Origin of the sequence: Marinobacterium lutimaris, assembly GCF_900108065.1 — a bacterium.
GTDB classification, from domain to species: Bacteria; Pseudomonadota; Gammaproteobacteria; order Pseudomonadales; family Balneatricaceae; genus Marinobacterium_D; species Marinobacterium_D lutimaris.
Genome location: NZ_FNVQ01000002.1, coordinates 296012 through 315097 on the forward strand (window position 1 = coordinate 296012; position 19086 = coordinate 315097).

16 protein-coding genes are annotated in these 19086 nt (G+C 59.0%); 4 read left to right on the forward strand and 12 right to left on the reverse strand.

What is annotated here, in order from left to right; genetic code table 11:
- Positions 1–15: 15 nt before the first annotated feature.
- A complete protein-coding gene (gene creC / locus C4S72_RS11785; RefSeq protein WP_104003321.1) occupies positions 16–1458 on the forward strand; it encodes a two-component system sensor histidine kinase CreC in 1443 nt (480 codons plus the stop codon).
- Positions 1459–1485: 27 nt separating this feature from the next.
- Here the strand turns inward: creC and mvk are convergent, their stop codons facing one another.
- The 9 genes from mvk to C4S72_RS11830 all read right to left on the reverse strand — a co-directional run bounded on the left by mvk (position 1486) and on the right by C4S72_RS11830 (position 12316).
- A complete protein-coding gene (mvk, locus tag C4S72_RS11790; RefSeq protein WP_235009127.1) occupies positions 1486–2421 on the reverse strand; it encodes a mevalonate kinase in 936 nt (311 codons plus the stop codon).
- Positions 2393–3403 (reverse strand): mevalonate kinase family protein, encoded by a 1011-nt coding sequence (locus tag C4S72_RS11795; RefSeq protein ID WP_104003323.1) that lies wholly within the window; start codon positions 3401–3403, stop codon positions 2393–2395. The genes mvk and C4S72_RS11795 overlap by 29 nt, the downstream gene beginning before the upstream one ends.
- Entirely contained in the window at positions 3403–4569 is a 1167-nt protein-coding gene (locus tag C4S72_RS11800; RefSeq protein ID WP_104003324.1) for a hydroxymethylglutaryl-CoA synthase, read from the reverse strand. The genes C4S72_RS11795 and C4S72_RS11800 overlap by 1 nt, the downstream gene beginning before the upstream one ends.
- A gap of 15 nt (positions 4570–4584) precedes the next feature.
- Entirely contained in the window at positions 4585–5613 is a 1029-nt protein-coding gene (fni, locus tag C4S72_RS11805; RefSeq protein ID WP_104003325.1) for a type 2 isopentenyl-diphosphate Delta-isomerase, read from the reverse strand.
- Positions 5613–6650: a hydroxymethylglutaryl-CoA reductase gene (locus C4S72_RS11810; protein WP_104003326.1), complete on the reverse strand. Its 1038-nt coding sequence runs from the start codon at positions 6648–6650 to the stop codon at positions 5613–5615. The genes fni and C4S72_RS11810 overlap by 1 nt, the downstream gene beginning before the upstream one ends.
- A 153-nt stretch (positions 6651–6803) precedes the next feature.
- Positions 6804–8201, reverse strand: coding sequence for a TolC family outer membrane protein (locus C4S72_RS11815; RefSeq protein WP_104003327.1), 1398 nt, complete (start codon positions 8199–8201; stop codon positions 6804–6806).
- A gap of 30 nt (positions 8202–8231) precedes the next feature.
- A complete protein-coding gene (locus tag C4S72_RS11820) occupies positions 8232–8852 on the reverse strand; it encodes a response regulator transcription factor (protein ID WP_104003328.1) in 621 nt (206 codons plus the stop codon).
- A gap of 1 nt (position 8853) precedes the next feature.
- Positions 8854–10185: an HlyD family type I secretion periplasmic adaptor subunit gene (locus C4S72_RS11825; protein ID WP_104003329.1), complete on the reverse strand. Its 1332-nt coding sequence runs from the start codon at positions 10183–10185 to the stop codon at positions 8854–8856.
- Positions 10186–10195: 10 nt separating this feature from the next.
- Entirely contained in the window at positions 10196–12316 is a 2121-nt protein-coding gene (locus C4S72_RS11830) for a type I secretion system permease/ATPase (RefSeq protein WP_104003330.1), read from the reverse strand.
- A gap of 98 nt (positions 12317–12414) precedes the next feature.
- On the opposite strand from C4S72_RS11830, the gene C4S72_RS11835 reads away from it, so the two are divergent.
- Positions 12415–12804: a hypothetical protein gene (locus C4S72_RS11835; RefSeq protein WP_104003331.1), complete on the forward strand. Its 390-nt coding sequence runs from the start codon at positions 12415–12417 to the stop codon at positions 12802–12804.
- 4 nt (positions 12805–12808) lie between these two features.
- Here C4S72_RS11835 and C4S72_RS11840 read toward each other — a convergent pair whose 3' ends face one another.
- From C4S72_RS11840 to C4S72_RS11850, 3 genes are all read right to left on the reverse strand, one after another.
- The gene (locus C4S72_RS11840) at positions 12809–14380 is read right to left on the reverse strand and encodes a tetratricopeptide repeat protein (protein ID WP_104003332.1); all 1572 of its coding nucleotides are present in this window, start codon (positions 14378–14380) and stop codon (positions 12809–12811) included.
- Positions 14381–14526: 146 nt separating this feature from the next.
- Positions 14527–15753 (reverse strand): argininosuccinate synthase, encoded by a 1227-nt coding sequence (locus C4S72_RS11845; RefSeq protein ID WP_104003333.1) that lies wholly within the window; start codon positions 15751–15753, stop codon positions 14527–14529.
- Between the two features lie 112 nt (positions 15754–15865).
- Positions 15866–16735 (reverse strand): flagellar protein MotY, encoded by an 870-nt coding sequence (locus C4S72_RS11850; protein ID WP_104003334.1) that lies wholly within the window; start codon positions 16733–16735, stop codon positions 15866–15868.
- Between the two features lie 219 nt (positions 16736–16954).
- Here C4S72_RS11850 and rnt point away from each other — a divergent pair, with 219 nt between their 5' ends.
- Together rnt and C4S72_RS11860 are read left to right on the forward strand one after the other, a co-directional pair.
- Positions 16955–17575: a ribonuclease T gene (gene rnt, locus C4S72_RS11855; protein ID WP_200826775.1), complete on the forward strand. Its 621-nt coding sequence runs from the start codon at positions 16955–16957 to the stop codon at positions 17573–17575.
- Positions 17576–17704: 129 nt separating this feature from the next.
- A complete protein-coding gene (locus C4S72_RS11860; protein ID WP_104003336.1) occupies positions 17705–19060 on the forward strand; it encodes an MFS transporter in 1356 nt (451 codons plus the stop codon).
- The last annotated feature ends 26 nt before the right edge of the window (positions 19061–19086 follow it).

A 19086-nucleotide genomic window follows, 5' to 3' on the forward strand; every position in this document is an offset into this window, starting at 1 on the left:
GCAGGAAGACTGACCATGAAGATCCGCACACGTCTGCTGCTCGCTTTTACCCTGTTCGTATTTCTCGGTGTTTTCGGCTTAGTGTACTGGATCGCCGATGAGATCCGCCCCCAGTTTCTCAAAGCCCAGGAGGAGACACTGGTCGATAGCGCCGAACTGATGGCTGCACTGGTCAGCGAGCAGGCGGTTCATGTCGAAGACGAAATCGTCCAGATCGATCCCACACCTTTGGCGGAACTGTTCGGCAACCTGCGCCAGCGCACACTGAACGCCCGGATCTACAACCTGGATAAGAACAACGTGGACCTGCGTATCTACCTGACCAACAGAGACGGCCGGGTGATTTTTGATTCGGACAACAGCCGCGATCTCGGCGCAGACTACTCTCGCTGGCGGGATGTGAACCTGACCCTGCAGGGTCGCTACGGTGCCCGCGCTACCGGCGGCGACCCGCTCTATCCGGAGGGCTCCACCCTCTACATTGCGCGCCCGGTGCTCTATGAGGGTGATGTAATCGGCGTACTTTCGCTGGGCAAACCCACCACCAACGCCAGCCGCTTTGTGATCGACCTGCGCAACAACCTGATACTCAGCGCCTTCGTTATAGCGCTGGCCGTGACGCTGGTGGGCGTGTTGCTGAATCTCTGGTTTACCCGGCCATTGCAGAAGCTGCAGCAGTACGCGGCAGCCATCAGCCGCGGCGAGCGCCGAGAACCGCCGAGGCTGGGCAATAACGAGGTCGGTGATGTGGGTAGCGCGCTGGAATCGATGCGCGTGGCGCTGGACGGCAAGTCCTACGTGGCCGACTACGTACAGAGCCTGACTCACGAGATCAAATCCCCTCTGGCCGGCATACGCGGTGCCGCCGAGTTATTGCAGGAACCTATGCCGGAGGCGCAGCGTGAGCGCTTCCTTAACAATATCGTTGGCCAGACCGAGCGTATCCAGCAGTTGATCGAGCGGCTGCTGGAGCTGGCCGCACTGGAGAACCGCCCCTCCCTTGAAGCACCTGAAAAGGTCTCCCTGGCAGCCATTATCGAGCAGGCGCTCAGCGCCGAACAGGATCAGGCCAGGGCACGCGGCGTCGGCCTGCGAGTAGAGTCCAGTGACTCAGGCTCTGTTCAGGGCGATCCCTTCCTGATCCGCCAGGCGCTGAGCAACCTGATCAAGAATGCGATCGAGTATTCACCGACGGGGGCTGAAGTGGTGATCGGGCTGGAAGCTCAGGAGGATTGCTGTGCTCTGAGGGTTAGCGACTCAGGCCCCGGCATTCCCGACTACGCCCGTGAGCGGGTGCTGGAGCGCTTCTATTCCCTGCCAAAACCGAACGGCGATAAGGGAACGGGGCTGGGGCTGAGTTTCGTCAAGGAGATCATGGCGCTGCACGATGGGGAGATAGAGATCGAATCCGACGAGAGCGGCACAAGGGTATGCCTGATCTTCAGCGCTAATGGATAACGCCTGAGCGTTTTTTATGGAAGGCGATCAGGCGTCCAGTTCTGCGCCGCGCGCCGAAACCGCCACGGGAATCTGCTCATAGGCTAAGCCATCGGGTACATCCTGCCCCAGTACCACCACGCAGTCACCAAGGCCCGAGCCTGAGATTTTGGCGGCCCGGTTGCCAGGTTCGGCACGCAGCCGATAGATCAGCTCGGACAACTGGGCATCATTCACACCCAGCGCATCCATCAGCCCCTGGTAGTAGTTCATCAACTCGCCCAGGGCGTCCCAGTCGCTGGCGTTGATCGCCACTTCCGCCTCTGCACAGCAATCTGCCATCAGTTTATCCAGGCCGGCGTAGAGCCCGGGAAAACGCTGACTGCGCTGTTCCACCAGCTCAAGCACGGCGGGGGTTTTCATCTTGTAGCCCACGTACCAGAGACTGATCGGCGGCAGGCCGTTAAGCGGCACCAGTTCACGGGGACTGACACGGTAGGCGATCAAACCGCCATAGAGGCTGGCCGCCAGATCCGTACCCGAGCCGCGGCCGTTCTGAACTGCGTGAATCACCCTGAGTGCCGCATCGAACTGCTGCTCGCGACTCAGCTCAGTGCCGGCAAAGCGATCCAGCGCCACGGTCAGCGCGGCGACTACGGCTGCTGAGGAGCCAAGCCCCACCGTATGGGAAAACTCGGATTCGATATTAAGGTTGAAACCGCAAGGCAGGCGATCTGCCCACTGGCGCACGGCGGTGACGACAAAGGAGAGATCATCGGATGTTGTCAGCTGATCGAGACAGGCGCTGTACTCGCCCAAAGCACTGTGGATAAGTACCTGTCGATCTTGTCGCGGTATCAGCTCAACATGGATATAGCTGTTCACAGCGCAGGCGATGGCGCGCGCGCCACGCAGCACCGCGTGTTCACCCATCAGCATGATGCTGCCGGGAGCACTAACCCTGATCGTCGAGTAACCGGACACCCTGAGAATCCTCTTTCAGTTCGCCCCAGTGCCAGTCATAGGGCATGTTCAGCTGCGCCGGTGTCCCCTCAGGCAACCAGACCAGCATCAGGCCACCGCTATCGCCGCTGACGGAACCTGCACCGGCGATTTTGGCCGCACCTCCATGCTGCTCGACCTGCTCGGCAAAACGCTGCAAGGGAGCGGGCACCACGCCCAGGCGCGACAGCAGATGATGGTTAGCACGAACCAGTTCGCACAGCGGCTGGCCTTCACTGAGGGCGGTTTCGAAGCGGGTGGTCAGCTCGCTGAACTCGCTCCAGATCGATGAGTGCTCAAAGCCACGTCGCACCTGTTCCACACAGGCTCCGGTGCTGGCCGCCGGCGTACCGGTAAACACCCAGAACCAGCCCTCGCCCAGGCCTGTCTCGGACAGGGTCTGGCGGCTGTATTCGCCGTCGCGCAGACGCACCAGGCCGCCCAGGCAAACGGTGGCCGCATCGATCAGGCTGCCACGGCCGTGCTGCAAACGCTCGCAGTGATGCACCTGGCGCACCAGCTCATCATCGCTGTCGATATGGCCGAACAGCTTCAGCAGTGCGGCGATAAGCGCAGCCGAAGAGCCCATGCCGGCACCAATAGGAATATCGGAATCGATCTTGACGCTGCCGCGGGGAATCGCATCCAGCCCGGACACCAGGCGCGCCATGTCCACGGCGTAAAACGCCAGCTCAGCGGGCTTTTTCAGGATATCGGTGATGGAGAGTTCGCCGCGCAGGTAGCGCTCGAAGTGAGAGTCCAGACGCCGCCGCAGCGCGGCAAACTTGTCCAGACCCAGCACATGGGTGCGCTCCTGAGCGTGCCAGCTCAGGCGCGGCAGGCGATCCGGCTCGTAGAACACGCGCATATGGCGGTCAACCGCCAGCGCCAGCGCCGGCGCGCCGTAAACCACGGCATGTTCACCGCTAAGGATCACCTTGCCAGGCGCACAGGCGATCCGCATCAGCAGGTCACATATTCGCGCTTGTGATGCGTGATAGCCGCGAGACGGAAGCGGCCAGGAGTCACGTGCGGCAGCTCGTGTTCACCGCCATCCGTAGGATTCGGGTAACGGTACAGGTTCAGGTACTCGTCGTAGCTCAGCGACTGGCGGTTATCCAGCATCTCGCGGTGTTTCGCGGTATGCAGGTGCTGCTCGTAGCCGGGCACAACACGGCCGCTGTAGAACTCCGCCACACTGCCGGAACCGTAGCTGAAGAAGCCGATGCGCTGATCCGCCAGGTTATCCTGGCAGGTTTCCAGCAGCGAGCAGAGACCGATATACATCGACGCGGTGTAGCTGTTGCCGATGATGCGGTTATAGCTCAGCGTCGGTTCGATCTGCTCTTCAACCTGCTCCGGCGTCATCACCACCTTGTTCATCTTCACCAGGTGCTGATGTGCCTTCTGCGCCATGCGGCTGAACGGCAGGTGGTAGCAGAAACGGCTAAGGTCGCCGAAGCTCAACGGGCTGACTTCACTGAAGTTCTCCCAGGCTTTCTTCAACGACTTGAGATAGATCTTGGTGGAGTATTTGCCATCGACCAGCGCCGTAGTGCGGTAGTTCGGGCGCCAGAAGTCCATCACATCTTCGGTGTAGTTACCGACTTCCGGGTCGATGCTGACCAGGCGCGGATTGGCGCTGATCATCATTGCCACGGCGCCACAGCCCTGGGTTGCTTCACCCGGGGTGTTGAGATCGTAGCGTGCCACGTCGGAGGCGATCACCAGCACCTTGCGCTGCGGCTGACGCGCCACCAGGGCGCAGGCCATCTGCAATGCAGCGGTGGCGCTATAGCAGGCCTGCTTGAGCTCAACCACGCGGCAGTTGGCACCCAGCCCCAGCAAACGGTGCACGTATACACCCGCCGCCTTGGACTGATCGATACCGGTTTCGGTGGCGAACAGCAGCGTACCCACGGCATCACTGCCGGCATTCTCGATCAACGGCAGGGCTGCGTTGGCTGCCATGGTGACGATATCTTCATCGGGGGCGGCCATGCCCATCTTTTCCTGCCCTATCCCGACATAGTACTTATCGGGATCGGTCTCCTGGATTTCCGCCAACGTCCTCAAATCGAAGTAATAGCTGGACGTATAAAAACTGATTTCGTCTATACCCACGGACATCTTAGGCTTGGATCCTCAACGCTCGTCCAAGATCAACGCACGGTTGTTACGCAGGGAGGCAACATCCGCGACGCCAAGCAGGAACATCGCTGTTACAAATTCACGTTTAAGCCGCTCGATTTCTACAATCACGGCCTCGGTCGACTCGGTTGCGGGGCGCAGAAAAGGCGCCGCCAGGCCGCACAGCGAGGCGCCGAGTATAACAGATTTAGCCATATCGAGCCCATCTCTGAGCCCGCCACTGGCGATCAGCTTGACCCGGTCCTGCCAGGGCTCGGCGCGCTCAAGCGCCAGCGGCGTCGGCAGCCCCCAATCCTGGAACCTGAGGCCGATATCGCTGCCATCGTCACGACGATGGTGTTCGATACGGCTCCACGAAGTCCCACCACTGCCGGCCAGATCAAAATGGCGTACACCCTGGGCATAGCCTGCTGCGATATCTTCCGGAGACAGGCCACAACCCACCTCTTTCAGCAGCACCGGCACACTGAGCTCACGGCAGATTTCACCAATACGCGTGGCGATACCGGCAAAGTTGGTATCCCCTTCCGGCTGCACCGCTTCCTGTAACGGATTCAGGTGCAGGTAGAGGCCATCCGCGCCGAGGATATCCACAGCCGCCTGGCACTGCTCGATCCCGAAACCATAGTTCAACTGCACAGCGCCCACATTGCCGATCAGCACTGTGGAAGGCGCAAACTGACGCAGTTCGAAACTCGCCCGTGCACCAGGCTGGTCGATCATCACCCGCTGGGAGCCCACGGCCAGGGCTACACCGCAATGCTCGGCGGCTTCCGCCAGATGGCGGTTGATCTTGCGCACCAGCTCATGGTCGCCGCCGGTCATCGAAGAGATCAGCAGCGGAAAACTCAGCCGCTTGCCGAGAAACTCCACTGCCGGATCCACAGCTGCCAGATCCAGATCCGGCAGTGCGCGATGCGTCAGATGGATACGGTCAAAGTAGCGCCCGTCCCTGTCGGTGGCGGGATCCTTCTCTATGGCGCGGATATGCTCGATCTTGCGATCATTGATCTGATCGGACATCAGCGCTCCAGCTTGATATGAGCGTCCATCAACTCACCCGGGTTAGTCTGGGCCGCCATCAGGGAAAGCTCGCCACAGAGCACCGTCGCTGCGCAGATAGCCGCCAGGCGGCGCGCATTGGCGCCCGGTTCACGCTCTTCGCGGCACCCCAGTTGCTTGAGGTTATCCTCGACAAAGTCGATCCCCTTGCCGTTGCCTACCGAGCCGACAATCAGGTTCGGCAGCGTGCAGGAGAAGTAGAGATCGCCGTCACGTACCTCGGCATGCACCACGCCCTGGGAACCCTCGATAATGTTGGCCGCGTCCTGACCGGTGGCCAGGTAGAACGCCAGCAGCATATTGGCGTAGTGCGCGTTGGCGCTGCGCAGACCGCCAGCCATCAGGGTGCCGATCAGGTTTTTCTTGATGTTCAGGTCGACCACTTTTTCCGGCGTGGTCTTGAGGCGACGCTCGCAGATCTCACGCGGAATCAGGATCTCGCTAACCACATATTTGCCGCGGCCCAGTATACCGTTGACGGCAGTGGCTTTTTTGTCGGAACAGTAATTGGCGGAGATCGAGCTGTAACGCAGCTGCGGGTATTCGGCGAGAATCCACGGGAACAGTTTGTCCGCCGCGTTGGTCACCATGTTGTGGCCGGAGGCATCGCCGGTGGTGAACTCGAGGCGCAGGTAGATCAGGTTGCCAACGATCTGGCTGTGCATATCGATCAGGTTGGCAAAACGGCTGCTGGTCGCCACCACCTTGTTGAGATCATCACGACGCGCCTTGATCGATTCCACCGCCTGGTGCGCCGCCAGGGCGTCATCTGCTTCAAGCAGGATCGAGCGCGTCATGCGCTCATCGACCAGGGTGGTCTTGATCCCCTCTTCGCACAGCATCGAAACCCGGGCGCCGCGGCCTACCGAGGGCCAGAGCGGAGTTTCATAGGTGGCCAGCGGTACACTGAGGCTTTCATCCAGCACATTGCCGCTGATTTTAACCGGCCCCACCCAACGCATCGGGATAGGCGCCTGAAGTATCTTGTGTGATTTCATCGGCTCTTGTTGTCCCGCTGCACGCTTCCTGCGAACGCGGTGAATCGACTTCCTGTGGCTAGAAATAGAAAGAGGGTTGCAACTCCTGCAACCCTCTCAGGTAAAAGGATGGCGGCGATTTTAGCCAGCCACCCCAGTGGATGCAATCGAACCTCAGCCGGCGCTGCTGTCCGTCTCCACCTCACCCTCGGCCGGAGCCATCTCCTCTTCCGTCATGGCCGGCTGCTCTTCTTCCAGCGTTTCCGCGGCCAGAACAACCTCTTCCTCCATCGGCACTACGATATCCATAGCCCCGAGCAACTGCCCCATACCGTTGAGAATACGCAGCTGGGCGATCTGCTGGTCCAGCTGAGCTTCCGCCAGCTGATTCTTGGCGGAAAACACCTCGTTCTCGGTATCCAGCAGGTCAAGCAGGGAGCGCTGGCCGATGTCGAACTGTTTCTTGTAGGAGTTGCGCGTCTCTTCACTGGATAGTACGTGCTGTTCGAGATGTTCGATCTGTCGACCGAGAATCTCGTTGGCATTCCAGGAGAGCGCCAGGCTCTGCTTGATCTGGCGCATGGAGTCGCGCTGTACCTGCTGGGCTTCGCCGATCTGGTACTCTGTCTGGCGGATACGCGCCTTGTCGGCGCCACCGTTGAACAGGTTGTAGCGCAGACGCAGCATGGCGGTCAGATCTTCATCATCGCCTTCGATACCGTCGATGTTTTCGTCCCAGCGACGCTCAACCTCAAGGTCGAGGCGCGGGTACATGCGGCTTTTCGCAGCATCACGCTGGGCGTAACTGGCTTCCACGTCAGACTGAGCCACACCAACGATCGGGTGGCTTTCGTCAGCTACCGCCTGCGCCTCTTCCAGCGTCGCCGGCAGCTCGAACATGGAGTCCATCGGTTCCAGATCATCCGGTGCCGGATGACCCACTACACGCTCGTAGCTTGCCTGGGCATCCAGCAGGTTGTTCTCGGCGGCCAGGGTGTTGACCTCGGCCAGCGCCAGACGACCTTCCGCCTGCTGAATCGATGCCAGGGTACCCAGACCGGATTCGGAGCGGCGCTTGATCTGATCGTAGATATTAACGTGGTTGTAGAGCGTCTCTTTCGCCAGCTTCAGCAGCTGATCACGACGCAGCAGTTCCAGATAGGCGCGGGACGCTTGCAGCGCATAGTTTTCAGCCGCATCGATAGCCGAGCTGCGGGCTGAATCCATGCGGGCTTTCTGACGTTTAACCTCGCTCGGCGTGGCAAAACCGTCAAACAGCATCTGGTTTACATTGAGGCGGGCTTCACGACGGTTAAGTTCCTGGTCCTGAATCCCCTCTTCCTTGTCAGTCCATTCATAGCCGTAACCCAGCGTGGCATCCACTGTGGGAAAATACCCCGCCTTTGCCTGGTCCACTTCTTTGGTCACTGCACGGTAATTTTCGATTGCGCGCGCGACATCGGGATTCTGGGCCAGATTATCCGCTACTACTTCCTGCACTGTCGCTGCCTGGGCACCGCCTGACAAGGCGGCCAACAACGCCGCAGCGAGCATAGACTGTTTAAACTCCATCTTTTTCTTCCCCTTTTCGGCTGTCCCTAGCTAGACAGCGTTCTGCTCAGCACGCTGAGCCAATAAGATCAGTTCAACACGATCGCGAGCGCCTGTTTTATTGAGGATAGCACTCATATGAGCTTTTACTGTGCGCTCGGTTATATCCAGCCGCCTGGCGGCGACCTTGTTACTCACGCCAGCCATTACTTCTGCCAGCACCTCGGCCTCACGCTCGCTCAATCCGAAACGCTCAACGAGGGTTTCCGTCGGTGGATCAACCTGCTCCAGCAGCTGCCTCAACACCGACTGCAAGACTTCGGGACCTGCCCAGATATCCCCAGCCTTGACCACCTTCACCATCTCCATCAGAAGACTGGCTGTTACGAAGGTGTTTCCATACCCCTTGGCACCGCGCCGAATAACCTCACGTCCCTGGTCCGTTTTCGGGTGATCGGTAAGCACAAGAAGCAGTAACTTGGTATCGTGCGCCTGCTTCAGCAGACGCTCCCTTCCTGCCTGCTGCAGGCAATCCCAATGCGCCAGACAGATGCCCAACATCGAAGGACCGCCAGCTAAAGACTCAGGATCAACTCTTTTCAGCTCTTTCTGTAGCGCCTGAGACCAACGCTCAGCAATATCATCGCGGGAGACTACGCAAAAATAATCCATCTCAACGCTCCGTCAGCGCGCGATCCCGCGCTCTGGTAATCGGTTTCAGCAGATATTGCAGCACTGTCTTCTTGCCGGTCATGATATCCACAGAAACGGTCATCCCCGCCATCAGCGGCATATTCTCGTCGTCCCCCAGGTAGGGACGATCAGTTTCCAGTCGTACCAGGTAGTAGGTCTCATCCTGCTCATCAACGATGGTGCTCGGGGAAATATAGACAAGCTGAGCTGGCAGGCCGCCATAGATCGCAAAATCGTAGGCGCTGACCTTGACCACTGCCGGCTGGCCAACGCGCAGCTGACCGATATCCGAGGGTCTTACCTTGGCTTCTACCAGCAGTTTGTCTTCCCAGGGCACGATGTTCAGCAACTGATCACCGGGACGGACAACACCACCGATGGTATTGATCAACAGCTGTTTCACCCGCCCCTTGATCGGTGCCCTCACCTCGGTACGACGGATACGGTCCTGCATACCGGTCAGCGTTTCCTGCAACCGCGCCTGTTCACCGGCCGCTTCATTCAGCTCGGCCCGCGCCTTGTTACGGAACTGCAGCTCCATCTCCCGACGCTTCTGGTCGATCTCTTCGATGGTCGACTTGATACGCGGCAGGCTCAGCTGAATGCCTGACAATTCTCCTCGCAGGTCGTTAACCTGGCGACGCAGACGCAGGTACTCCACCTCGGAAATAACGCCCTCGCTGAGTAGCGGTTCGGTGATCCTCAGCTCCTGCAGCAGCAGGTTATAGCTGCGCTGCACCTGCCCCTGACGGGACTCGGCCTCACGCAGTTCCTGCTCGCGCTGCTGACGCTGCTCGTTCAGCACCGCCAGGTTCGCTTCCAGCTCACTTTTACGGGTGTTATAAAGCCGGATCTCCTGGTCGAGCATGCTTGAGTACTGCTCCGGAAAATTCTCCGGCAATACCAGCTCCTCATGATTCGCTTCGGCGCTGAGACGAGCAGACTTCGCCTGCAGCTCCAGGTAGCGCACTCGGTTTTCCTCCACCGAGCTGACAAAGCGCTTATCCTCGATCCGCATCAACACCTGCCCCTCCTCCACCAGATCGCCTTCGCGGACGAGGATCTCGGAGACGATGCCGCCTTCAAGGTTCTGTACCACCTGCAGCTGACGGGACGGAATAATCTCGCCATCGCCGCGGGTTATTTCATCCAGTGTCGCCCAGCTGGCCCAGGCTACGGCCGCCGCAATAAACAGCGCCATTGACCAGAGTAACAAGCTGGCTCCACGGGGCGCCTGCTCCAGCATCGCTGCACTGATGCTGGAGGTGTAACCAAGATCTTCGGCCCTGGGCGTTACATCTTTATGTTTCATGCAAGCCCCCTTAGCGCCGCACCTGCAGGCGACCCTGTTTCAAGGCCTCCAGCACGGTATCTTTAGGTCCATCCGCCACGATCTGGCCCTGATCCACCACGATCAGGCGATCCACCAGAGACAGCAGCGACATCTTGTGGGTCACCATCAGCAGCGTGCGCCCCTCGATCACCTGGGTAAGCTGGCGCTTGAACTGCTCCTCGGTGGCGTTATCCATGGAGTTGCTCGGCTCATCCATGATCAGCATGTTCGGCTCGTGCAGCAGCGCCCGCGCTATGGCAATCGCCTGTTTCTGCCCGCCGGACAATGCCTGCCCACGCTCCCCTACCGGCATATCGAAGCCCATGGGGTGAAGGTTGACGAACTGATCCACACCGGCCAGACGCGCCGCCTTCAACATGTCGGCATCAGAGGCGCGGGGCGAACCGATAAGGATGTTATCCCGCACTGAGCCTGCAAAGAGCATGACATCCTGGGGCACGTAACCGGTGTTGCGGCGCAGATCCACAGGATCGATCTGGTTGATATCCACACCATCAAGCAGGATCGCACCGTCCGTGGGCTGGTAAAGCCCCAGCAACAGTTTTTCTATGGTGGTTTTGCCCGAGCCGATACGACCGATCATCGCCACCCGCTCACCGGCCTTAACCTTGAACGAGACTTTCTGCAGCGCAGCATATTCCACGCCGGGGTAGTTGAAGCTCACGCCCTTGAACTCGACGTTGCCTTCCAGGGTGGCACGGTGAACAAAGTGTGTATCTTCGTCGCGCTCTACCGGCAGCTCCATGATCTCATTCAGCGTCTTCAACGCCTTGGCAGACTGCTCGTACTGGATGATCAGGCTGGCCACCTGCGCCATCGGCGCAATGGCGCGACCGGAGAGAATGTTGCAGGCGATCAGCGCACCCAGCGACAGCTCCTGCTCCATGATCAAGTAAACGCCGCCGATAATGATCAGCACCGAGGCCAGCTGCTGCACAGCACCGGCGAAGGTAACCACTGATGAAGAGAGCATCCGCGAGCGCAGCCCCCAGCGCGAGATATAACCCACCGCCTGCTCCCAGCGCTCCTGCAACGGACTTGCTGCGCGCTGGGTTTTCACCGTTTCCATGGCGGTCAGGGACTCCACCAGGGTGCCGTTTTTCTGCGCCGAGGAGGCAAAGGTTTTCTCCACCGAGTCTCGCAGCTTGGGCCGCACGATCAGGGCGTAGATAATAATGACGGGAATAGCCACAGCTGGAATCACCACCAGCGGCCCGCCGATCAGGCTGATCACCAGGATGTAGATCAGCATGAACGGAATATCGATCAGTACGGTATTGGTGGTAGAACTGAGAAAGTTACGGATGCTGTCGAATTCGCGCAGGTTGCTGGCAAAGGCACCTACGGAGGCGGGCATGCGGTCGTAACGAACCCGCATCACCTTTTCAAAGATCTGTGCCGAGAGCAGCACATCCGACTTCTTCGCCGCCACCTCGATAAAGTAGGCGCGCAGCATCTTCAAGCCGAAATCGAACAGATAAACGATCATCACGCCGGCCGCGAGCACCCAGAGCGTTTCCACCGCGCCGTTGGGAACCACGCGGTCGTAGACGTTCATCACGAACAGGGGGTTGGCCAGTACAAACAGGTTGATCAGAAAACTGGCGACGAGTACATCGCGGTAGATGCGGCTGGAGCGTTTCAGCGTGCCCCAGAACCAGTGCCCCGAGCGGCCATCCAGTATCCGACTTTTATTACCGCCGGCGTTATATTCCTGACGAATAAAAATCAGGTAGCCGGAGTACTGTTCCTGGAGTTTTGCCAGTGAGATAGAGAAACTGCCGCCACTTTCGGGCTGCTGAACCACCGCCTCTTCGCGCTCATGATCGATCTCCTGGAGGATGCAGGCACCCTGATCCTTGAGCATCAGAACAACAGGCAGCAGCAGGCTGGACAGCTGATTCAGCGGGCGCTCCGCCACCTTGGCGGCAAGCCCTGCACGGGAAGCTGCACGAACAAATAATTGGGGGGTAAGCCGGTTATCAACCAAGGGCAAACCATCAGCCAGAACTTCCGCTGACGTGGGTCGCCGGAACTGCTGGGCAAGCAAGACCAGGCAGTCTAACAGCGGGTCGTGCGACGCATCCATACTCGTTGACCTTATTCTTAGGACGATTAATACTAACAGCTGTTTAGATTTATTCTAGCCCTCTAATACAGCCTCCAATCAATCAAGGAATTCGGTCGATGCTCTACGCTCAGTTCGACGACCAGGGGAAGGTAAAAGGACTGACAGAATCGCCGCTGCCCGGCGCGCGCGAGGTCAGTCTTAGAGATCCGGAGGTGCTGGAATTTCTTGCCATGGGCGATGGCGGCAACGGTGAGGAGTTCGACCCGGACACCTTTTTGCAGGAATCGGATAAAGCCACCATCCGTATTCTTGAGGATCTGATCGATACGCTGATCGGCCGTCACCTTATCCGTTTTACCGACCTGCCGATGCCGGCGCAGAAAAAACTGCTGGGACGCAGACTTGCGCGCTCACTGGCGCGGGAGGAAGCTGGTATCGACGACCGGCAGCAGGAGCAGGAAAAACGCGGCGGCATCCTTTCAGACGAAGAAGATTCGCTGTTCTAAACCTCTACTCGCCATCCAGCCGCCGCACAAAGTCAGACAGACGCCGACCGAGCCCCAGGTAACGTTGCTGCTGCTTCGGTGTTAACGCGGCGAATTGCAGCGCGTACAGCGCCTCGTCACACGCCACCAGCAAGGCTCTTGGAATCTCGTCACCCTTGCGGCGACAGAGCTCCAGCGCGGTCTGCACCAGGTTGAGGGCGATACTGGGTGTGCCAGGCTGCCGCCGCAGTGCATCGCTGAACGAGACGTAAGCCTCATCGAGCTCCCCATGGCGGAACTGCATCATCCCTTTCAGATTCGCCCGCCCCCACTGCAGTTTCGCCATATTTCGGTTCAGCGCCTGGCGGGCCTCCTGGGCTTCAACCTCCACGCTAGATCCCTCCACACCTTCCACCAGCTGCTCCAGCCACATCGCCTGCTCATCCGGCGACAGGCGTCGATAGATAGACATCGCCTCCCCGGCCGACAGATTGGCCTGCTCATCGTCACCCGCATTGCGATAAATTTCGCTGGCCAGCAGGCGGCTTTTAAAGTGGATGACCGGCTGATCAAGAAAATCGCGCCGCGCCTGTTCCAGCAGACGCACCGCCTCCTCCGCCTCAGCCGAGGCCGGGCCACTCATGCGTTTCATCAGCATCCGCACCAGGCCAAAATAGTAATCAGGATGCTGAAAGGCGGAGTAGCGGCTGTACTGTATCGCAGCACGGAAGGCGTCTACCGCCAGCGCGGTGTCGTTGTTCATTGCTGCCAGGTTAGCCAGGTCACCACGTAACAGCGCCACCGTGGGCTGCAACACCACCGCCCGGCGCAACAGGCTGGCAGCCTCGCCCAGGTCACCGAAGAGACGGTATACCCGGGCACGCCAGACAAACGCCTCGATACAGACCTGCTGCTGGGAAATGACGTGATCCAGCTGCCCCCGCGCCTGAAGGAACCAGCCACTACGACAGGCCGCCATCGCCAGGCCGATACGAATCCAGGGTTTATCGCGCGACGCCAGCAGACTGGAAAAAACCTTACGTGCCTCCTCAGCCTGTCCCTGCTGCAGGTAAATAATGCCGCGCAGCCGCTGCAGATAAACGCTTAACCCAGGATATCGCTCGGCATGCCGGTCGCAGGCTGCCAACGCCGCCTCCCACTCTCCGCGATCCAGCAACGACTCGATAGGACGCAGCGTTTCCTTAAGCCGCATCAGTTTCTCGATACGCTGACTTAACTGGACCCGGTCATAGGGCTTGGAGATATAGATATCGGGAGCGTTTTCCGGTGAGCCCAGCAGAAGCTCGGACTTTTCCGGCTCGATCACAAGAATATAAGCGGCGGCGAAAAGGCGACGGCCCTCGGCCTGGAGGTCGAACATCAGCTGCAGGCCGTTTTTCTCGTTGCGGCCGAGTTCGTAATTGAGGAAAAGGATATCCACAGCCTGCTCCCGCAGCAGGCTAAGCGCCATGTTGACCGAGGAAGCTACCTGAATATCGGAAACACCAATCTGCCCCAGGATCGTGCGCAGGGTCTGAAGGTCCTCGAACTTCTTGTCGAGGATCAACGTGGACTTTCCAGAAAACAGGTTTGCCATAGCCTCAGCCGTAACCGACTTTTTGCAAAAGTAGCATGAGAATCAGTAAATTAGCAAAAACCACGGCGATTGCGCGCGACAGACATAAAAAAGACCCGCGAGCACCAGGCTGGCGGGTCTTTTCTGAAGATATTGGCGCGCGGGGATCAGTCTTCCAGCAGGTTACGACCCTTGCTGGCGGCGATACGCATGCGCAGAGCGTTCAGCTTGATAAAGCCTTCCGCATCCTTCTGGTTGTAAGAGCCAGCATCATCTTCAAAGGTCGCGATGCTTTCGTCGAACAGGCTGTCTTTAGAACGACGACCGACAACAGATACAGCGCCCTTGTACAGTTTGACGCGAACGTCGCCGTTCACGTTGCGCTGGCTGTAGTCGATCATCTGCTGCATCATCTTGCGCTCTTCAGACCACCAGAAGCCGTTGTAGATAACCTTGGCGTAACGCGGCATCAGCTCGTCTTTGAGGTGCGCAGCTTCACGGTCCAGGGTGATCGACTCGATACCACGGTGAGCGGTCAGCATGATGGTGCCCCCCGGAGTCTCGTAGCAACCACGGGACTTCATGCCGACGAAGCGGTTTTCAACGATATCCAGACGACCTACACCGTTTTCGCCGCCGACCTTGTTAAGGTAAGCCAGCACGGTAGCCGGGCTCATCGCTTCGCCGTTGATGGCGACGATGTCACCCTTCTCGTAGGTCAGTTCCAGGTAGGTCGGCTGATCCGGGGCTTCTTCCGGAGACACGCTCCAGCGCCACATGTCAGCTTCAGCCTCTGCCCACGGATCTTCCAGAATGCCGCCCTCGTAGGAGATGTGCAGCAGGTTGGCGTCCATGGAGTACGGAGACTTTTTCTTGCCCTTGGCGAAGTCGACCGGGATATCGCGCTCTTCGCAGTAAGTCATCAGCTTTTCGCGAGAGTTCAGATCCCATTCACGCCAGGGAGCGATAACCTTGACGCCCGGCTTGAGCGCGTAGGCGCCCATTTCGAAACGCACCTGGTCGTTACCCTTGCCGGTGGCGCCATGAGAGATGGCGTCAGCGCCGGTCTCATTGGCGATCTCAACCAGTCGTTTGGCGATCAGCGGGCGCGCGATGGAGGTACCCAGCAGGTACTCACCTTCGTAGATGGTGTTGGCGCGGAACATCGGGAACACGTAATCACGCACGAACTCTTCGCGCAGATCTTCGATGTAGATCTCTTTAACGCCCAGGGCTTCAGCCTTGGCGCGGGCCGGCTCAACCTCTTCACCCTGACCCAGGTCAGCGGTAAAGGTCACCACTTCACAGTTATAGGTATCCTGCAGCCACCGGACGATCACGGAGGTATCCAGACCGCCGGAGTATGCCAGCACGACCTTGTTGATTTCGGACATGTATGCGACTCCAGATCACAGAAACCCGGCCCCCGAATGGAGGGAACCGGTTAGAAATTCTAAAAGGCGGTAAGTATAACAGATTGCGCACGCACGCAGAACCAGCCCCTGCTCAGAGACTGGTACCTTCTTCACGCTCCAGGCGCACTGTGACACGGCGGTTACGGGCACGATTTTCGGCACTGTTGTTGGGCACAACAGGATAGCGCTCACCGTGATAGCGGGTGATGATCTTGTCTTCCGGCAGCCCCAGCTGCACCAGGTAGCGGGTGACCTCTTCGGCGCGCTTCTTGGAAAGGTCACGGTTCAACAGACGACGACCAAAGTTATCGGAGTGACCATCCACATAGATCGTCTGCACGCTGTTATCCGCCTTAACGTAGGTAGCGATCAGATCGAGACGCTGACGGGTGGCATCGGACAACCCGGACTGACCGGAGGGGAACAGAATCGCGGTGCGCGCCACCTGGCGGAAGTTCGCCGGCAGCAGGCCGGTCACACACTGAAGGTAATCGGTATAGGCCGACTGAAAGTTTGCCGCCGAAACTCCTACCTTTAACATTTCGGGAGAACCAAACCACTGATCGGTGTTAAAGGTGGGCGTCATCCCCTGATACAAGGCGGCCAGCATGTTTTCGGCAAGGGTCGCGGGTACTTCGATAACACCACTGGAGTCCTTGACCCGCACCACACCCAGCAATTTGGGCGCGATACCTGGCTGCCACTGGGAAGCCTCCGCCACCAGACGCGCGGGCCCGGTAATCTGCTGCTGCTGCGTTGGGGTAAGGATAAAACGCACCGCTTCGCCGGCTTCATGCTCGAAGGCTCCGGTGCCATAAGAGGGGATCGCCTGGCTTAACAGGCAGGAAAACTGGGAGGTTTCCATCTGCCAGCGGGCTTCATCGATGGCGGCGCGAAACGTGACTGCTCCAGCCTGCGAAATCGGCAGGCAAAATAACAAAAACAGCAGGCAGGCTCGCATCACTTAAACTTCCATCGATCTGGGTTTGCGCAGTTCAGCAGGACTGTCGTCCTGGCGTGGTCCCAAAGCTATCGCCCCGGCTATGAAAGCGTAACGGCCTTTTCGACAATAACTTTAGAAACTGGACCCTCATCACGCGACTGTTAGAATACAGACAGGAATCTCCTCCCCACAACATTGATCTAAGGAAGCTGTTTGAGCTCTGCATCCAAACACCCAATGTCTGATCGCTTCCGCGGTTTTCTGCCCGTCGTCGTGGATGTGGAAACTGCCGGATTCAACTCCCGCACCGATGCCCTGCTGGAGATCGCTGCGGTCACCCTTACCATGGACGAAGAGGGCTATCTGATCCCGGACAAGAGCTTTGTCGCCCAGGTGGAGCCATTTGAAGGCGCCAACCTGGAGCCAGAAGCCCTGGCGTTCACCGGCATAGACCCCTACGACCCAGAGCGCGGCGCCATCAGCGAACAGAGCGCTCTGGAGATGATATTCAAGCCGATCCGCAAGTCAGTGAAATCTCACGACTGCAAGCGTGCCATCCTGGTCGGTCATAACGCCTCATTCGACCACGGTTTTGTCTGCAACGCAGCCGACCGCGCCGATATCAAGCGCAATCCGTTCCATCCGTTTTCCACCTTCGACACGGCTACACTGGCCGGGTTGGCCTTCGGCCAGACCGTACTGGCCCGGGCCTGCGATGTGGCCGGTATCGATTTTGACGGCAAACAGGCGCACTCGGCCCTGTACGACACCGAGAAAACGGCCGAACTTTTCTGCACCATCGTCAACCGCTGGAAAGACCTGGGCGGCTGGGAGATGGTCCTGGCGACACGCGACTAACCCCTTCAGCACCAGACAAACAGGATCGGCTTTTGCACAGATCAGCCTTGTGATCAGCTGTGCAAAAGCCGATCCTGCCCCCCCCCCCTTTCCTGTTCACCCTCGTTTAGCCAGCCCCGGAAACTTTCTATGTACGCTCCTACACGCCGCGAAGGCGCCCTGTTTAATCTGGCAATATGCCTCGGTTTTATCATCGTTCAGCTCGATGTCAGCATCGTCAATGTCGGCATTGAAGCCTTAAGCCATGCCTATAATGCCGGCATCGCCGACCTTGAGTGGGTTATCAACAGCTACTCGCTGATGTTCGCCGCCCTACTGCTCTCCTCTGGCTCCATCGCCGACCGCTTCGGCACCAAGCGCATCTTTATCAGCGGCGCCCTGCTGTTTATGGCCGCGTCGCTCGCCTGCGCCCTTGCGCCGACACTGATCCTGCTGGAGATCAGCCGCGCCGTTCAGGGAATCGGCGCGGCACTGCTGGTACCGGCCTCGCTGACACTGATCCGCCACTACTATGCCGAGGATGTTGAACGTCGCTCCCATGCGATCAGCCTCTGGGCGACCTCGGGGAGCCTCGCGCTCGCCGCCGGCCCCATCGTTGGTGGCTTCCTCATTGAACACGCCGGCTGGCAGAGTATCTTTCTGATCAACCTGCCGATCGGTGCACTCTGCGTACTGTTGACCGCGCGCTTCGCCAAAAGCCAGTCGCTGAACTCACCCGGCATAGATGTTGGCGCTCAGTGCCTGGTGATCGCCACGCTGGGACTGTTGACCTTCGCACTGACCGAGTCAGGCAGTGCCGGCTGGGCCAGCGTCATCACGCTGGGGCCGCTGCTCGCCGCCATTGTCACACTGATACTGTTTACGCTGCTAAACCGGCGTTCGGCGCGCCCGGTACTGCCGCTGTCGATTCGTGGCAGCGAACTGATCATGAGCTCGGCCGGCATCGGCTTTCTCTGTACGCTGATCTTCTACGGCATCATCTTTTCGATGAGTCTCTACTTTCAGAAATCCCTCGCCCGCTCTCCTTCGCAAACTGGCTGGCTGTTTCTGCCGATGATGCTCAGCGTAATTACCGCGAGCTACTATTCAGGCCGCCTGGGGCGCTACTTTCGAGTGCGCAACATCGTCATTATCGGCGGCACCTGTGCCCTGACAGGACTGGCACTGCTCTACACGCTGGCGAGCTACCACAGTACCTGGCTGGTAATCTTGCCAATGATGCTGATTGGCGCCGGAACATCACTGATTGTACCGGGCCTTGCCGATGTGGTGATCTCCCACGTCGAACACCAGGATGCGGGCACCGCCTCGGCGTTTTACTCCTGTGCCCGACAGATGGGCGGCGTCGTTGGCGTTGCCCTGTTTGGCTTTATTCTCTCGGGTTCAGAGGGCGATACCCTGGCCGATGAGCTGCAGACCATCTGCCTGCTGGCAAGCGCCCTGGTCGCCATCTGGCTGGTGCTGAACCAGCGCTATCAGCGCTAAGAAAACGCCAGACACAAAAAAACCGC

Coding starts and splice junctions, on each gene's coding strand:
- creC (WP_104003321.1), top strand. CDS start 16: ATGAAGATCCGCACACGTCTGCTGCTCGCTTTTACCCTGTTCGTATTT.
- C4S72_RS11795 (WP_104003323.1), bottom strand. CDS start 3,403: ATGCGGATCGCCTGTGCGCCTGGCAAGGTGATCCTTAGCGGTGAACAT.
- C4S72_RS11800 (WP_104003324.1), bottom strand. CDS start 4,569: ATGTCCGTGGGTATAGACGAAATCAGTTTTTATACGTCCAGCTATTAC.
- fni (WP_104003325.1), bottom strand. CDS start 5,613: ATGTCCGATCAGATCAATGATCGCAAGATCGAGCATATCCGCGCCATA.
- C4S72_RS11810 (WP_104003326.1), bottom strand. CDS start 6,650: ATGAAATCACACAAGATACTTCAGGCGCCTATCCCGATGCGTTGGGTG.
- C4S72_RS11815 (WP_104003327.1), bottom strand. CDS start 8,201: ATGGAGTTTAAACAGTCTATGCTCGCTGCGGCGTTGTTGGCCGCCTTG.
- C4S72_RS11820 (WP_104003328.1), bottom strand. CDS start 8,852: ATGGATTATTTTTGCGTAGTCTCCCGCGATGATATTGCTGAGCGTTGG.
- C4S72_RS11825 (WP_104003329.1), bottom strand. CDS start 10,185: ATGAAACATAAAGATGTAACGCCCAGGGCCGAAGATCTTGGTTACACC.
- C4S72_RS11830 (WP_104003330.1), bottom strand. CDS start 12,316: ATGGATGCGTCGCACGACCCGCTGTTAGACTGCCTGGTCTTGCTTGCC.
- C4S72_RS11835 (WP_104003331.1), top strand. CDS start 12,415: ATGCTCTACGCTCAGTTCGACGACCAGGGGAAGGTAAAAGGACTGACA.
- C4S72_RS11840 (WP_104003332.1), bottom strand. CDS start 14,380: ATGGCAAACCTGTTTTCTGGAAAGTCCACGTTGATCCTCGACAAGAAG.
- C4S72_RS11845 (WP_104003333.1), bottom strand. CDS start 15,753: ATGTCCGAAATCAACAAGGTCGTGCTGGCATACTCCGGCGGTCTGGAT.
- C4S72_RS11850 (WP_104003334.1), bottom strand. CDS start 16,735: ATGCGAGCCTGCCTGCTGTTTTTGTTATTTTGCCTGCCGATTTCGCAG.
- rnt (WP_200826775.1), top strand. CDS start 16,955: ATGTCTGATCGCTTCCGCGGTTTTCTGCCCGTCGTCGTGGATGTGGAA.
- C4S72_RS11860 (WP_104003336.1), top strand. CDS start 17,705: ATGTACGCTCCTACACGCCGCGAAGGCGCCCTGTTTAATCTGGCAATA.